The organism is Streptomyces sp. NBC_01431 (genome assembly GCF_036231355.1).
In the GTDB taxonomy this organism is placed as follows: domain Bacteria; phylum Actinomycetota; class Actinomycetes; order Streptomycetales; family Streptomycetaceae; genus Streptomyces.
In genome coordinates this window covers 5,649,223-5,665,023 of sequence record NZ_CP109496.1, presented here as the reverse complement: position 1 = coordinate 5,665,023, position 15,801 = coordinate 5,649,223, and the positions used below count along the sequence as shown (strand labels likewise).

14 protein-coding genes are annotated in these 15,801 nt (G+C 70.5%); 8 read left to right on the top strand and 6 right to left on the bottom strand.

The window, feature by feature from the left end:
* Positions 1-85 precede the first annotated feature (85 nt).
* From OG522_RS25870 to OG522_RS25855, 4 genes are all read right to left on the bottom strand, one after another.
* A complete protein-coding gene (locus OG522_RS25870; RefSeq protein ID WP_329465387.1) occupies positions 86-661 on the bottom strand; it encodes a TerD family protein in 576 nt (191 codons plus the stop codon).
* Between the two features lie 91 nt (positions 662-752).
* A complete protein-coding gene (locus OG522_RS25865) occupies positions 753-1,328 on the bottom strand; it encodes a TerD family protein (protein WP_329465386.1) in 576 nt (191 codons plus the stop codon).
* Between the two features lie 148 nt (positions 1,329-1,476).
* Positions 1,477-1,935, bottom strand: a complete 459-nt coding sequence (locus OG522_RS25860; protein ID WP_114035478.1) for a peroxiredoxin — start codon at positions 1,933-1,935, stop codon at positions 1,477-1,479.
* A 105-nt stretch (positions 1,936-2,040) separates the two neighbouring features.
* Positions 2,041-2,463: a DUF3052 domain-containing protein gene (locus OG522_RS25855; protein WP_329465385.1), complete on the bottom strand. Its 423-nt coding sequence runs from the start codon at positions 2,461-2,463 to the stop codon at positions 2,041-2,043.
* 426 nt (positions 2,464-2,889) lie between these two features.
* Here OG522_RS25855 and aceE point away from each other — a divergent pair, with 426 nt between their 5' ends.
* Entirely contained in the window at positions 2,890-5,619 is a 2,730-nt protein-coding gene (gene aceE, locus OG522_RS25850) for a pyruvate dehydrogenase (acetyl-transferring), homodimeric type (RefSeq protein ID WP_329465384.1), read from the top strand.
* Positions 5,620-5,948: 329 nt separating this feature from the next.
* Here aceE and OG522_RS25845 read toward each other — a convergent pair whose 3' ends face one another.
* Both OG522_RS25845 and OG522_RS25840 read right to left on the bottom strand, forming a co-directional pair.
* Positions 5,949-6,263: a small hydrophobic protein gene (locus tag OG522_RS25845; protein ID WP_329465383.1), complete on the bottom strand. Its 315-nt coding sequence runs from the start codon at positions 6,261-6,263 to the stop codon at positions 5,949-5,951.
* 138 nt (positions 6,264-6,401) lie between these two features.
* A complete protein-coding gene (locus OG522_RS25840; RefSeq protein WP_329465382.1) occupies positions 6,402-8,003 on the bottom strand; it encodes an MFS transporter in 1,602 nt (533 codons plus the stop codon).
* A 115-nt stretch (positions 8,004-8,118) separates the two neighbouring features.
* On the opposite strand from OG522_RS25840, the gene OG522_RS25835 reads away from it, so the two are divergent.
* The 7 genes from OG522_RS25835 (at position 8,119) to OG522_RS25805 (ending at position 15,801) form a co-directional block, all read left to right on the top strand.
* Positions 8,119-8,772 carry a TetR/AcrR family transcriptional regulator gene (locus OG522_RS25835; protein WP_329465381.1) on the top strand — a complete coding sequence of 218 codons (654 nt, stop codon included), beginning with the start codon at positions 8,119-8,121 and terminating at the stop codon, positions 8,770-8,772.
* 242 nt (positions 8,773-9,014) lie between these two features.
* A complete protein-coding gene (locus OG522_RS25830; RefSeq protein WP_329465380.1) occupies positions 9,015-10,226 on the top strand; it encodes an alpha/beta hydrolase in 1,212 nt (403 codons plus the stop codon).
* Positions 10,227-10,343: 117 nt separating this feature from the next.
* Complete coding sequence (locus OG522_RS25825; protein ID WP_329465378.1) at positions 10,344-11,207, top strand: DUF4429 domain-containing protein; 864 nt, start codon at positions 10,344-10,346, stop codon at positions 11,205-11,207.
* Between the two features lie 175 nt (positions 11,208-11,382).
* Positions 11,383-12,657 (top strand): sensor histidine kinase, encoded by a 1,275-nt coding sequence (locus tag OG522_RS25820; protein WP_329465377.1) that lies wholly within the window; start codon positions 11,383-11,385, stop codon positions 12,655-12,657.
* Between the two features lie 8 nt (positions 12,658-12,665).
* Positions 12,666-13,349: a response regulator transcription factor gene (locus tag OG522_RS25815; protein ID WP_329465376.1), complete on the top strand. Its 684-nt coding sequence runs from the start codon at positions 12,666-12,668 to the stop codon at positions 13,347-13,349.
* 206 nt (positions 13,350-13,555) lie between these two features.
* Positions 13,556-14,599 (top strand): alpha/beta hydrolase, encoded by a 1,044-nt coding sequence (locus OG522_RS25810; protein WP_329465375.1) that lies wholly within the window; start codon positions 13,556-13,558, stop codon positions 14,597-14,599.
* Entirely contained in the window at positions 14,596-15,801 is a 1,206-nt protein-coding gene (locus OG522_RS25805; RefSeq protein ID WP_329465374.1) for an acyltransferase family protein, read from the top strand. Before OG522_RS25810 ends, OG522_RS25805 begins: the two co-directional genes overlap by 4 nt.

Here is a 15,801-nt window from a genome sequence, read left to right as displayed (position 1 = left end):
TGCATTCTCCCCGGACGGTCCCCCGGGGCCCCTTCCAGGGACCGCCCCGTCTACGACGCGGTTTGAACGGATCCGGGCGATCTCTTTAGGAGACGTTGACCCCGAAGTCTAGAGCGATGCCCCGCAGCCCCGACGCGTACCCCTGACCAACGGCCCGGAACTTCCATTCGCCGCTGTACCGGTACAGCTCGCCGAAGATCATCGCGGTCTCCGTCGAAGCGTCCTCGCTCAGGTCGTAGCGGGCGAGCTCCTGCCCGTCGGCCTGGTTCACGACGCGGATGAAGGCGTTGGCCACCTGGCCGAACGTCTGGCCGCGGCTGTCCGCCTCGTGGATCGAGACCGGAAAGACGATCTTGTCGCAGGCGGGCGGCACCTTCGTGAGGTCGACGATGAGCGACTCGTCGTCGCCCTCGCCCTCACCGGTCAGGTTGTCGCCGGTGTGCTCGACGGACCCTTCCGGGCTCGTCAGGTTGTTGTAGAAGACGAAGTACTCGTCGCCGAGCACCCGTCCGGAAGCGCACAGCAGGGCGCTGGCGTCGAGGTCGAAGTCGGCTCCGGTGGTGGAGCGTGCGTCCCAGCCGAGACCGACCAGCACCTGGGTCAGGTTCGGTGCGGCCTTGGAGAGGGAGACATTGCCTCCCTTGGCGAGCGTGACGCCCATGATCGTGTCCTCCCCGAGAAGTGAACAGGTGGTGAGCGCGTCCGGCGCCGCACCGAAGGGGTGCGGCGCCGGACGGGGCAGCGCGGTCGGCTCAGACGTTGACGCCGAAGTCCTGCGCGATGCCGCGCAGGCCCGAGGCGTAGCCCTGGCCGATGGCACGGAACTTCCACTCCGCGCCGTTGCGGTACAGCTCGCCGAAGACCATCGCGGTCTCCGTCGAGGCGTCCTCGCTCAGGTCGTACCGCGCCAGCTCGCTGTTGTCGGCCTGGTTCACGACGCGGATGTAGGCGTTGCGCACCTGGCCGAAGGACTGCTGGCGGCTCTCGGCCTCGTAGATGGAGACCGGGAAGACGATCTTGTGGACGTCGGCCGGGACTCCGGCCAGGTTCACCTTGATGACCTCGTCGTCGCCCTCGCCCTCACCGGTGAGGTTGTCACCCTGGTGCTCGACGGAGCCGTCGGGGCTCTTGAGGTTGTTGAAGAACACGAAGTTCGAGTCGTTGGCGACCTTGCCCTGGTCGTTGGTCAGCAGGGCGCTGGCGTCCAGGTCGAAGTCACCCCCGGTGGTGGTGCGCGCGTCCCAGCCCAGACCGACGGTGACCGCGGTCAGGTTGGGGGCTGCCTTGGTCAGCGAGACGTTTCCGCCCTTGCTGAGGCTGACTCCCACGAGTCCTCCCAATGGTGTGAGGGGGCCGGCTTGGTCAGCGCCCCGTCGTGCGTTGGCATCGGATCAACGAATGGATCCTAGTGACCGGTTCCCGGCTCAATCAGGCGATTCGGCCGGGTGGCCGCAGGGTGTCGGACCGATCCCGCACTCAGATGGTGTCGAGCGCCTTGAGGTACTCGTTCAGGTCGCGCGCGTCCGGCAGGGCGTTCACGACGGTCCAGCGGACCACGCCCTCCTTGTCGATGATGAAGGTGCCGCGCACCGCGCACCCCTTGTCCTCGTCGAAGACGCCGTACGCGCGGCTGACCTCGCCGTGCGGCCAGAAGTCGGAGACCAGCGGGTACTCCAGGCCCTCCTGCTCGGCGAAGACGCGCAGGGTGTGGATGGAGTCGTTGGAGACGGCGAGGAGCTGGGTGTCGTCGTTGACGAACTTCGGCAGGTTGTCGCGCAGTTCGCACAGCTCGCCCGTGCAGACGCCGGTGAAGGCGAACGGGTAGAAGAGCAGCACCACGTTCTTCTCGCCGCGGAAGTCGCTGAGCTTCACGGTCCTGCCGTGGTTGTCCTTGAGCTCGAACTCCGGGGCCTTGGTGCCGACCTCGATAGCCATGGAAAACGCCTTCCCTTCAATGGGCCATTCAGCTGACACCGCCCACCCTACGCACAGGGCCCCCTCGGGCGGTTGCCTGAGGGGGCCCTGGGGGCGTGAGGAGGGTCAGCGCTTGCCGGACTTCAGTCGGGTGCCCGACCAGTCCTTGCCGACGCTGACGCTCTTGGCCGGCGACAGGCCGGCCGTCTGCGCGGCGTCGTTGATGTCGCTGGGCTCGACGTATCCGTCCCGGCCGGTCTTCGGGCTCAGCAGCCAGATCGTGCCGCCGTCCTCAAGGAGACCGATGGCGTCCACCAGGGCGTCCGTAAGGTCGCCGTCCTCGTCGCGGAACCACAACAGCACGACGTCGGCGACGTCGTCATAGTCCTCATCGACGAGATCCTGGCCAATCAGGGACTCGATGCCCTCGCGGAGATCCTGGTCGACGTCTTCGTCGTAACCGATCTCCTGGACCACCTGTCCGGGCTCGAACCCCAGCCTTCCGGCCGGGTTGGTCCGCTCCTCCGCGTGGTCCGCGGTCGCGCTCACGGCTTGCCTCCTGATCTTGATTCGGTAAGTTCTGCAGCCACCCGCGTACGCGTGGCATGGGGCGTAGTCCACACGGGCGGGACGAATCTCGCAAGTACCCGGCTCCCGAACCCGTCCTTTGGGGGTCAGTGTGGCCGTGTTCAGGGAGATCCGCATCCCCATCGGTGATTCATCCCACACCATTGGTGACGTTTTGCCACGTTCCGTTCCTTCGGGTACTCCAATCGGGCCCGAACACCCTTCGGGAACGGATGGCCGGGTTGAGCGTAAGGTTGCGATTTGGCCCGACCCGTCCAGCCCTGAGCCTACTTGGTGCTCGGGTGACGGTTACCTCTCGGTAGAGATGACGTTTGCGCCCGAGCGGTACACGATGGGATGCGGCGCAGAATTGGCTGTCTCCGCATCCCCCGACAGTGAAGGAACAGCGTGGCTTCCGGATCAGATCGCAACCCGATCATCATTGGCGGCCTGCCGAGCCAGGTCCCGGACTTCGATCCCGAAGAGACCCAGGAGTGGCTGGACTCTCTGGACGCCGCCGTCGACGAGCGCGGCCGCGAGCGGGCCCGGTATCTGATGCTCCGGCTGATCGAGCGGGCGCGTGAGAAGCGCGTGGCCGTGCCCGAGATGCGCAGCTCGGACTACGTCAACACGATCGCCACCAAGGACGAGCCGTTCTTCCCCGGCAACGAGGAGATCGAGCGCAAGGTCCTCAACGCGACCCGCTGGAACGCGGCGGTGATGGTGTCCAGGGCCCAGCGGCCCGGCATCGGCGTCGGCGGCCACATCGCCACCTTCGCCTCCTCCGCCTCGCTGTACGACGTGGGCTTCAACCACTTCTTCCGCGGCAAGGAGGAGGACGGCGGCGACCAGATCTTCTTCCAGGGCCACGCCTCCCCGGGCATCTACGCCCGCGCCTTCCTGCTCGACCGCCTCAGCGAGCAGCAACTCGACGCTTTCCGCCAGGAGAAGTCGAAGGCCCCGTACGGCCTTTCCTCGTATCCGCACCCGCGTCTGATGCCGGACTTCTGGGAGTTCCCGACCGTCTCGATGGGCCTGGGCCCGCTCGGCGCGATCTACCAGGCCCGGATGAACCGCTACATGCAGGCGCGCGGCATCGCCGACACCTCCAACTCGCACGTCTGGGCGTTCCTCGGCGACGGCGAGATGGACGAGCCCGAGTCGCTCGGCCAGCTGTCCATCGCCGCGCGCGAGAACCTGGACAACCTGACGTTCGTCGTCAACTGCAACCTCCAGCGCCTCGACGGCCCGGTGCGCGGCAACGGAAAGATCATCCAGGAGCTGGAGTCGCAGTTCCGCGGTGCCGGATGGAACGTCATCAAGCTGATCTGGGACCGCAGTTGGGACCCGCTGCTCGCCCAGGACCGCGACGGCATCCTGGTCAACAAGATGAACACCACGCCGGACGGCCAGTTCCAGACGTACGCCACCGAGACCGGCGCCTACATCCGGGAGCACTTCTTCGGCGACGACCAGCGGCTGCGCGCCATGGTCGAGGGCATGACCGACCAGCAGATCCTGCACCTCGGGCGCGGCGGCCACGACCACAAGAAGATCTTCGCGGCGTTCGCGGCGGCCAAGGCGCACAAGGGCCAGCCGACCGTGATCCTGGCGCACACCGTCAAGGGCTGGACACTCGGACCGAACTTCGAGGGCCGCAACGCGACCCACCAGATGAAGAAGCTGACGGTCGACGACCTCAAGGGCTTCCGGGACCGGCTGCACATCCCGATCACGGACAAGGAGCTGGAGGGCGGCGCGCCGCCGTACTACCACCCGGGCCGCAAGTCCGAGGAGATCCAGTACATGCACGACCGCAGGCTCGGGCTCGGCGGCTACGTGCCGACCCGTGTCGTGCGGTCGAAGCCGCTGGCGCTGCCCGACGACAAGACGTACGCAGCCGCCAAGAAGGGCTCGGGCCAGCAGTCGATCGCCACGACCATGGCGTTCGTCCGCATCCTCAAGGACCTGATGCGGGACAAGGAGATCGGCAGGCGGTTCGTGCTGATCGCGCCGGACGAGTACCGCACCTTCGGCATGGACGCGTTCTTCCCGAGCGCCAAGATCTACAACCCGCTGGGCCAGCAGTACGAGGCCGTCGACCGCGAACTGCTGCTCGCCTACAAGGAGTCGCCGACCGGGCAGATGCTGCACGACGGCATCTCCGAGGCGGGCTGCACGGCGTCACTGATCGCCGCGGGCTCGGCGTACGCCACCCACGGCGAGCCGCTGATCCCGGTGTACGTCTTCTACTCGATGTTCGGTTTCCAGCGCACCGGCGACCAGTTCTGGCAGATGGCCGACCAGTTGGCGCGCGGATTCGTCCTGGGCGCGACCGCGGGACGCACGACCCTGACCGGTGAGGGACTGCAACACGCGGACGGCCACTCGCAGTTGCTCGCCTCGACCAACCCGGCCTGTGTCGCCTACGACCCGGCTTTCGGCTACGAGATCGCGCACATCGTCAAGGACGGTCTGCGCCGGATGTACGGGCCCGACAGCGAGGACGTCTTCTACTACCTCACCGTCTACAACGAGCCGGTCCAGCACCCGGCCGAGCCGGCGGACGTCGACGTCGACGGCATCCTCAAGGGCATCCACCGCTACCGCGCGGGTACTTCGGGCTCCATCCCGGCGCAGATCATGGCATCCGGCGTGGCCGTGCCGTGGGCCGTCGAGGCGCAGCGGATCCTCGCCGAGGAGTGGAACGTACGGGCCGACGTCTGGTCGGCGACGTCCTGGAACGAGCTGCGCCGCGAGGCCGTCGAGGTGGAGGAGCACAACCTCCTGCACCCCGAGGAGGAGCAGCGCGTCCCGTACGTGACGCGCAAGCTCCAGAGCTGCGAGGGGCCGTTCGTGGCGGTCTCGGACTGGATGCGCGCGGTTCCGGACCAGATCGCGCGCTGGGTGCCGGGCACGTACCAGTCGCTCGGCGCGGACGGTTTCGGCTTCGCGGACACGAGGGGGGCGGCCCGCCGCTTCTTCCACATCGACGCGCAGTCGATCGTGCTCGCGGTCCTCACGGAGCTGGCCCGCGAGGGGAAGGTGGACCGGTCGGCGCTGAAGCAGGCGGTCGACCGGTACCGGTTGCTGGACGTCACCGCGGCGGAGCCGGGGGCGGCGGGGGGCGACGCGTAGGCGCGTCCGCGCTGGGTGGCGGAGTGCGGGGTGTGTCTGGGTGCCGCGGGGTTTCTCCCCTGGCCCCGACGCCCCCGGCCGCCCCTTGCCCCTGCGGGCCCCTTCGTCCTGCGGTCCCGCGCGTGTCCTTCGGCTGCGGGCCGTGCGGGGCTGGTCGCGCAGTTCCCCGCGCCCCTTGGCGGTTCGGCGGTTCGGGGCGCCCTCGGTGACTGGCCCTCCGCGGGCCGTGTGTGGCTGGGTGCGCAGTTCCTCGCGTCCCTTTGGGGTTCGGGGCGTGGGGAAGGGTGGCAGGCCCTCTTGGGCCTGCCACCCTTCCTTGTTGGCGGCTGTCAGAAGACGCCGTTGCCCAGGGTTGCCGCTCCTGCCAGCCAGATGATCGCCAGCAGGGTGTCGATGCCGCCCAGGACCAGTGCGACCAGCGCGGGCAGTGGGTGCGAGCCGTTCCAGCGGCGCCCCATGCCCAGCCAGCCGCAGGCGATCGCGACGGGGCCGAGCACGATCCCGAGGACGAAGAACCCCGCGATCGCGCAGAGCAGTCCCACGATGCCGAGCGTCGCGCGGTCCGGCCCGGTCCGGGGCCACATGCGGTTCCGTGACCGGGGGGCCCTGCGCGTACGCGTGGTGTGTCCGAAGCCCGCCATCATCACTCCCTGAGGTTGGTCGGCTCGGCCTCAGAGATCGGGTACCACGCTTCGAAGTCCCCAATCGTCCGGACACGAAAAGCCCCGCCGGACGCCTCCAGGCGCGTCCAACGGGGCTCCCCCGTAACGGAGTTGGCGCGGTCAGATGTGCCCCGCGCCCGCACCCGCCTGCGCGTTCTCGCCGCGCTTGGTGAACAGGGCGACCGCGGCGGCCAGCACCGCGACGATCCCGGCGACGGTGAACGCGGTGCTCATGCCCGACACGAACGTGTCGTGCGCGACGGCCGCGACCTTCGCTGCGACCTCCGGCCTGGTGCCCGGCGTGACCGGGCCCATGCCGACCTCGACCGCCTTGGACAGGGCCGAGGACTGCTCGGGAGGCAAGGGGGGCAGCTTGGCCGCGGCCCAGTTGTCCGGCAGCTTGGAGGTGACCTGCGAGGACATCACCGCGCCGAGGACCGCTGTGCCGAGCGAGCCGCCGACCTGCATGCCCGCCTGCTGGAGACCGCCCGCGACGCCGGACAGCTCGATCGGCGCGTTGCCGACGATGACCTCGGTCGCACCGACCATGACCGGGGCGAGGCCCAGGCCGAGCAGCGCGAACCAGATGGACATGGTGACGGTGCCCGTGCCGATGGTCAGCCGGGACATGCCGAACATCGCGACGGCGGTGCAGACCATGCCGCCGACCAGCGGAACCCGCGGACCCAGCTTGGTGATCAGGGCGCCCGCGAGCGGCGAGGCGACGATCATCATGCCGGTGAGGGGAAGGAGGTGCAGTCCGCTGTCCACCGCCGACATGCCGTGCACGTTCTGGAGGTAGAACGTCACGAAGAAGAGGCCGCCCATGAAGGCGAACGCCATCAGGATCATCAGGATCGTGCCCGCCGACAGCGGTACGGACCGGAACAGGCCGAGCGGGATGAGCGGTTCCCTGACCTTCGTCTCCCAGAGCGCGAAGAGGACGAAGCCGATCATCGCGGCCGCGATGAACCCGAGGGTCCGCCCGCTGCCCCAGCCGTACTCCGAACCCTTGATGAGCGCCCAGATCATGCAGAACATCGCGACCGAGAGCAGCACGATGCCGACGATGTCGAAGGACCGCGGCGCGTTCTCGGCGCGGTGGTCGAGCAGGATGACCAGGCCGAGGACCAGCGCGAGGACGCCGACCGGCACGTTGATGAAGAAGACGGACTGCCAGCTGACGTGCTCGACCAGCACGCCGCCGAGGATCGGACCGCCCGCCGTGGAGGCGCCGATGACCATGCCCCAGATGCCGATCGCCATGTTGAGCTTCTCGGCCGGGAAGGTGGCCCGCAGCAGGCCGAGCGCGGCCGGCATCAGGAGCGCGCCGAACAGGCCCTGGAGGACGCGGAAGGCGATGACGAAGGTGACGCTGTGGGAGAGGCCGATGGCCCCGGAGGCGGCGCCGAACCCGACGACGCCTATCAGGAAGGTCTGGCGGTGGCCGAACCGGTCACCGAGTTTGCCCGCGGTGATCAGCGACACGGCCAGCGCCAGCATGTAGCCGTTGGTGATCCATTGGACGTCCTGGAGCGAGGCCCCGAGGTCCTTCTGGATGGCGGGATTGGCGATCGCCACGATGGTGCCGTCGAGCGCGACCATCATCACGCCGATGGCGACGGCGAAAAGTGTCAGCCAGGGGTGACCGCGCAACCCCTTGGGCGGCACCGCGGCGACATCGTCCTGTGGCGCCTTTTCGAGGCTGGTCTGACTAGTCATGCGAAAAGGCTAATGTCAGCCACTGACAGTTGACAAACCATTTCACAAGTCGGTAACTGTCACGTTGCTCACAGGTAAGCTGAACAGGCCAAACTGACGAAAAGAGGGCCATCACGTGACGGTGGGGCAGCGGCCGACGGCGCCGGTCGGCGGACTGCGCGAGCTGAAGAAGCAGCGCACCCGCGACGCGTTGCTACGCGTCGCCCTGGAGCTCTTCACCACCAAGGGGTACGAGCAGACGACCGTGGACGAGATCGCCGATTCGGTCGACGTCTCCCAGCGCACCTTCTTCCGCTACTTCGCGAACAAGGAGGCCGTGGTCTTCGCCGCGCAGGACACGGTCGAGTCCCACTTCGTCGACGCGCTGCGTCAACGCCCGCCCGCGGAGGGCCCGTTCACCGCGATGCGCCGCGCCACCCTGTCGGCCTGGGACACCATCGAGGAACTCCTGTCCCCGGTGGTGCCGATCGCCCTCTACATGCGTACGTACCAGGTGATCGAGTCGACCCCGGCGCTGCTCGCGGTCCATCTGCGCCGCTCGGCCGAGTTGGAGGAGCACATCGCGCGGCTGATCGCCGAGCGCGAGGGCCTCGACATCGACGGCGACCCTCGGCCCCGGGTCGCAGTGGCCGCCTTCACCGGGGTGATGCGGGTGGCGGGCGGACTGTGGGGGCAGGGCGGGGACCCCAGCGTGGCGGCCATCCGCGAGCTCACCGCCGCCTACCTGGACCACCTCGGCCCCGCCCTGGCCGACGACTGGCGCGGCTGAGCGGCGCGCGCACACGGGGCCGCGAGGCAACGGCGCGCCCACACGGGGCCTGAGCAACGGCCCGCGCACACAGCGGCCGTGAGGGAACGGCGTACGGAGCGTGAGGGAACGGGGAGCGGGCGCCGTGCGGACGCACGGAGCGTGCGCCCGCGCGCGCTCTTCGTGAGACCACTCCGGCTCCAAACGTGATCTGACTCACTGTCCGCCCAGCGGACCTCTCGGGTCTCCTACTGTGGTCAGCAGTGACTTCCTTCGACTCCTCCCCCACCCTGAACGCATGGCGTGCGCTGCTCGCGCTCGCCGTGGTGTTCGTGATGCTCGCGACCTCCGGCTGGACGGCGATCCGTGCCAACGCGGCCGACTCCGCGCCACGTACGGCGGCCCTCGCCGCCTGGGCGCGGGGCACGATGGACGGCCATCCGCTGCCGAAGCCGGACGCCACCGCGTACCAGCTGGGCCGGTTCTTCCACTCGCTGGACACCGCCGAGCAGAACGACCTCGCCGACCGCTATCCGCTGGTCGTCGGCAATCTGAACGGCGCCCCCGTGCCGTTGCGCTACCGGGCCAACCGGGTCGCGCTCGCCGAGGCGCGCGCGGTCGAGCAGAAACGCATGGTCGACACCAGGCTCTCCGCCGACGGTCGCCAGGACGCGAGCCGCCGGATGCACCGGTTCGACTCGCTGCTCGACGACGGCCGCCAGATCCTCGCCTTCGACCCCTCCGACACCGGCCGGGTCGCGGAGGTCTTCGGCGATCTGGACCACGCCCAGCGGGTCTCGGTGATCGTCCCCGGAGTCGACACGAACGTGTTGACCTTCGAGAAGAGCGGGCGCAAGAACACCGCCCCGGTCGGCATGGCCCAGTCGCTGTACGCGGCCGAGAGCGCGGCCGCGCCCCGCACGCGGACCGCCGTGATCGCCTGGGCCGACTACACCGCGCCGGCCGGGCTCGGCATCGACGCGGCCGTCGGCAAGATGGCCGAGGACGGTGCGGTGCGGCTCGCGGCGCTGGTGCGCGCACTGCCCGGCAGCACACCGGTCGAGCTCTTCTGCCACAGCTACGGCTCTGTGGTGTGCGGGGTCTCGACGCGTCAACTGCCGCCCCGGGTCACCGACATCGCGGTGGCCGGCAGCCCCGGCATGCGGGTGGGCAGCGCCGCCCAGCTGGGCACCGAGGCCCGGGTCTGGTCGATGCGGGACAAGGACGACTGGATCCAGGACGTGCCCTATCTGGATGTCGCCGGCCTCGGTCACGGCGCCGACCCAGTCTCCCCGGCGTTCGGCGCCCGGGTCCTCTCGGCAGCCGGAGCGATCGGCCACCCCGGCTATTTCGAGCCGGGCACCGCGAGCCTCGCCAACTTCGCCGCGATCGGAGTTGGCGCGTATCAGTCGGTTGTCTGCGCGGCCGGCGCCAGTGGCTGTGGCAGTGGGATTTCCGACCGGTCGGCGGCTTGACGGGCAAGGCGGCGGACGGACACGCGTAGACGCCGCACGATCGCCCGAGCGGTGGTGCGGCAGCGGGGTTTTCGCCGAAGCGGGACGCGCGGGCGTGCGCCGCCTACGATGAGGCACATGGGTGATGTGCTGGCCGGAATTCATGCCACCTGGGAGTTCGCGTCCGACTCCGTGCTCATCCGCTTCGAACGGGGGATCCGCGCGCCGAAGCTCTTCCAGGCGCTGCGCGAACGACGCGTCCCCCACGAGGCGTTGGAGTCGGTCACGCTGACCCCGGGCAAACGCGGCACGGTGGTGCTGCACGCGGTGCCGAGACCGGGCGCCGACCCGCTGATGGAAGCCGCCGCGGGCCAGTTGAAGGAGGCCTGCGACCCCTACCGCCTGGTGCTGCCCGCCGAGCGCGAGACGCTCGCCGAGTACTACGCGGACGAGCTGCGCGGCACCCTGGTGCCGCACGCCAACCGGCCCGCCGACCGTCATCTGGTGGCGGCGCCGAAGGCCCCGCTGAACTTCAAGGCGTACGACGGCAAGGCCGCGTTCGACGGGCGGCAGGTCACGTTCCGCTGGTTCTGGACCGGCGCGTCCTCCGAGAAGTGGAAGGCCGGAGACCAGACCTTTCCGGTGGCCGCGCTGAGCGGGGTCGAGTGGCGCTCCCCCGATGTCTTCAACGGCCATCTGCGACTGCTGCGCCGCGAGGCCGCGGATGCCACCGCGCAGGCCGACCTCGACCCGGCGGCCGTGGTCTTCGGCCTCGGCTACGGCCCCGTACACGAGTCGCTGCCGTTCGCGGCGGCGGTCCTCGCGGCCGTACGGGGCACCGGCCCGTCGATTCCCCACCAGGTGGTCCCGGTCGCGGCGGGGCGGCGCGATCCCGCCGACATCGCGGAAAGGATTCGCCACCTCGGAGAGCTGCACCGGGCCGGGCTCGTCACCGACGACGAGTTCAGCGCCAAGAAGGCGGAGCTGCTGGCCGAGCTGTAGGGCGCGGGCCCGCTCCACATGGGCCCGCTCCACATGGGCCCGCTCCACATGAGCCCGGTCCACATGGACCCGGTCCATATGGGGCCGGCCGCCATACCCCGTACCAGGGTCCGAGGGCGGCATGGCACCCCGGTATGACGCGCGGGCGTCTGAGCGTCCCTAGGCTGGCCGGGACATGAAGATCGCACTCCCGTCCCGTCGCGCGCTCGCCCTGCTGCGGGCCCCCGCCGCATCCGCCCTGCCCCTGTTCGCGCGGGCGCCCAAGCGCTGGCAGCGGTCGAGTCCGTACGTCGTCGCCGGTGTCTTCGTGGTGGCGCTGCTGCCGGTCACCATCAGCGTGCTCACCAACGACTACAAGGCGGGCGGCGGCTGGGCGGGGGCGCTGGGCGTGGCCCAGACCGTCCCCCTGCTGCTCGCCGTCACGCGGCCCCTTCAGGCTTGGCTGATCATCTTCACCGCCGACGTCCTGGGCGCGGTCCTGATCCACTCCGAGTCGGCCGGTCGCGCCTGGCCGTGGCCCCCGGCCGTGGTCGTCGGATACCTGGTCCTCATGGCGGCCCTCGGGCTGCGCGAGACGACCCGCCGGCTGCTCGGGGTGTGGCTGGTGACGGGCGCCACCGGGGTGCTGTTCGAGATGTTCGCGCCCGGCGGCTCCATCAGCACCCATGTGCTGCTGTTCGTCCTGTCCGGTGTGATGCTCGCCTTCACGGGCGCGCTGCGCAGCCGCGGCGAGACCGCGCGACGTCTCGCCGAGCAGGAGACCATCAGCGAGGCCGAGCGCGCCCAGCGGACCCTGCTGGAGGAACGCGCCCGCATCGCCCGCGAGTTGCACGACGTGGTGGCTCACCACATGTCGGTGATCACCGTGCAGGCCGACTCGGCGCCGTACCGGCTGACCGGGCTCGACGACGCGGCCCGCGAGGAGTTCGCGTCCATCGCGTCGAGCGCCCGCGAGTCGCTGAGCGAGATGCGGCGCCTGCTCACGGTGCTGCGCAGCGAGGGCAGCGGTGACAGCGGCGGCGAGCGGGCGCCGCAGCCCGGTGTGGACCGCCTCCAGCAGCTGGTGGAGGCGACGGTACGGGCCGGACTGCCCGCGCGGCTCTCCCTGGCCGCGGATCTGCCCGCGCTGGCGCCCGCGGTGGACCTGTCGGCGTACCGGATCGTGCAGGAGGCGCTCGCCAATGTCGTACGGCACGCGCCGGGCGCCTCGACCCGGATCTCCGTCACGTGCGACGACCGGCAGCTGACGGTGGTGGTCGTCAACGGCCCCGCCACGGGCCGCACTTCGCCGCTGGAGGCGTCCGGGACGGGGCACGGCCTGGTCGGCATGCGCGAGCGCGTACGGTTGACCGGCGGCCGGCTGGACACCGGGCCGCTGCCCGACGGCGGGTTCCGGGTGGCGGCCCGCCTCCCGCTCGATGCGCCGCCCGCACTCGATTCCCTTACCTAGGACGCCAGTTGACCATCCGCGTGATCATCGTCGACGACCAGGCCATGGTGCGGGCGGGGTTCGCCGCGCTGCTCTCGGCGCAGCCGGACATCGACGTGGTGGGCGAGGCGCCCAACGGCCGCGAGGGAGTGCGGGTGGCCCGCTCCGCCCATCCGGACGTGGTCCTCATGGACGTCCGGATGCCCGAGATGGACGGCCTCGCCGCGGCCCGCGAGATCCTGGAGGCGCCGGTGGGCGTCGTCCACCGCCCCAAGGTCCTCATGCTGACGACGTTCGACGTCGACGACTACGTGTACGAGGCGCTGCGCGCCGGGGCGTCCGGGTTCCTGCTCAAGGACGCGCCGCCGGCCGATCTCATCGCGGCGGTCCGGATCGTCGCGGCGGGCGAGGCACTGCTCGCGCCCTCCGTGACGCGCCGCCTCATCGCCGACTTCGCCGCGCAGCGGCCGGCCCCGCGCAAGGGGGCGGCGGCGCTGCGGCTCAACGGGCTCACACCACGGGAGACGGAGGTGCTGGAGCTGATCGCACGGGGTCTTTCGAACCAGGAGATCGCGGGGCGGTTGGTACTGGCGGAGCAGACGGTGAAGACGCACATCGGCCGCGTGCTGGCGAAGCTGGACCTGAGGGACCGCGCGCAGGCGGTGATCTTCGCGTACGAGGCGGGCGTGGTGCGACCGGGGGACCCTGGGTAATTTTTCCCCCCGCCCCTTCCCGAACTGGGGCTCCGCCCCAGACCCCGCTCCTCAAACGCCGGAGGGGCTTGATTTGGCCGAGCGTCACCCACCCCCTACCTCAGTAGCACCCCCGACCCAACCCCCCAGTCCGACGCCCCGCAGGGCACCCGCTTCCTACCTTCCTCCTCGTCAAGGAACAGGCGAAAGAGGAAGGGAGTCGGGGCATGCGTCGGACAGGGAGGGCGTTGATCGCTTCCGCGTTGGTCGTCACGGCCGTCGCGGGAACGGCGGGGTGGGCGACGGCCGATGCGCAGCAGGCGGTCACGGGCCCGCCGCCCGGCGCCGCCGCCTGGCGGGCCGACACGGTGATCGGGCGGCCGCTGCCCGACCCCGCGACCGCGACCCCCCGCGAAGTCGCCCTGTTCTTCGCCGGGCTGAGCGGGCCGGAGCAGCAGACCCTGGCCCGCCGCCACCCCGAGATCGTGGGGAACCTGGACGGCGCCCCCGTACACCTGCGGTACGAGGCGAACCGGCTCGCCATCTCGGCCACCCACGACGCGCGCTACGCCCGTCTCGCCGACGCCGATCGGCAGATCCTCGCGTTCGACCCGCGCGGCCGGGGTCAAGTGGCCGAGGTCTACGGAGAGTTGACCGGTGCCGCGCACGTGTCCGTGGTGGTGCCCGGCTCCGACATCGACGCGGGCACCTTCGACCGCACGAACGACCGGTACGGCACCCCCGCCGGAATGGCCGCGTCACTGCGGGCCGCGACCCACGACGCGACCGCCGTGATCGCCTGGGCCGGGTACACCACTCCCGTCGGGGTCGGGCTCGACGCGGCCACCGGGAGGCTCGCCGAGGCGGGCGCCGAGCGGCTGACCCGTCTCACCGAGGGGCTCGACGCGACTGGCGCGCCCGACCCGGTGCTGTTCTGCCACAGCTACGGCTCCGTGGTGTGCGGCCTGGCGGCCCGGGACAGCGACGCCACCGACATCGTGGTGCTCGGCTCCCCCGGCATGCGCGCCGACACCGCCGCCGACCTGCACACCGACGCCCGGGTGTGGGCGGCCAAGGATTCCTCGGACTGGATCGACGACGTACCGCACATCGAGTTCGCGGGGCTCGGCCACGGCGCCGACCCCACCGACCCGTCGTTCGGCGCCCGCCGGGTGCCCGCCGCCGACGCCCAGGGCCACACCGGCTACTTCGCCCCCGGCACCGAGTCCCTGATGGCCTTCGCCGCCATCGCGACGGGAGATGTCCGATGAACGCGCTGACCCAGGCCGTCGCGAGGATCGAGCGGCAGACGCCCGCCCACCGCGACCGCGCCATCGACGGGCTGCGCGCCCTCGCGCTGCTCGCCGTACCGACCGGGCACTGGCTGCTCGGCGGGTTCACCCGCGACGGCGACGGCGCGCTGCACAACGCGAGCCCGCTGTCCGCGTTCGCCGGGTTCGCGCCGGTCAGCTGGATCCTTCAGATGCTCGGGATCTTCTTCCTGGTGGGCGGCTATGCCTCCGTGCTCTCGTTCAAGCGGCACGAGGGGTCCACCGGACAGTGGCTGCGGGGGCGGATCGCCCGGCTGGGGCGGCCCGTGCTCGGCGTTACCGCCGTCTGGGCCGCGCTGATCCCGGTGCTGTACGCGCTCGGTGTGCCCCACGACACCCTGCGCACCGGCTCGACGCTCGTCATCCAACCCCTGTGGTTCGTCGGGGTGTACGTGGCCGTCACCGCCCTCACCCCGTACTGTCTGCGGGCCGCCCGCAAGTCGGGGGGCTGGGCCGCGGTCCCGCTGCTCGGCTCGGTCGCCGTCGTCGACTTCCTTCGCTACGGGCCGTACGCCGACGCCATGCCGTCCTGGCTGTCGCTGCTCAACCTCCTGCCGGGCTGGCTGTTCGCCTATCAACTCGGCGTCTGCTGGGCCGAGAAGAGGATCGGCGGGCGCGCCGGGTGGCTGCTGCTCGCGGGCGGGTCACTGCTGTTCGCCGCGCTGCTCGTCCTCTTCCACTACCCGGCGTCGATGGTCGGGGTGCCCGGTGCGGCCCGCACCAACTCGCATCCGCCGTCGCTGCTCGTGCTCGCGCTCGCCGCGGCCCAGTCGGGCGCCGCGATCCTGTTGCGGGACAAGATCGCCAACTTCCTTGCGAAACCCGCCCTTTGGGCGCCCGTCGTGGTCGTCAACCTGTCCGCGATGACCATCCTGTGCTGGCACCAGACGGCGATGCTCGCGGCGGCCGTCCCGGCCTCCTTCACGGGACGCGTTCTTCCGGGGCTGACCAGCGCGCCCGACACCGTTGCCTGGATCGGTGAACGGCTCGCCTGGATGCCGGTGTTCGCGGTGCTGCTCGTGGTCATCGCCCGTTACGCACGCGGCTTCGAGGCGCCCTGGGCGAAGGCGACGAAGGCCCGCCGGGCAGCGGCGGGGCTGCTCTCGGCGGGCTTCGCGGTGTTCGCCCTGGGGCTGGCGTGA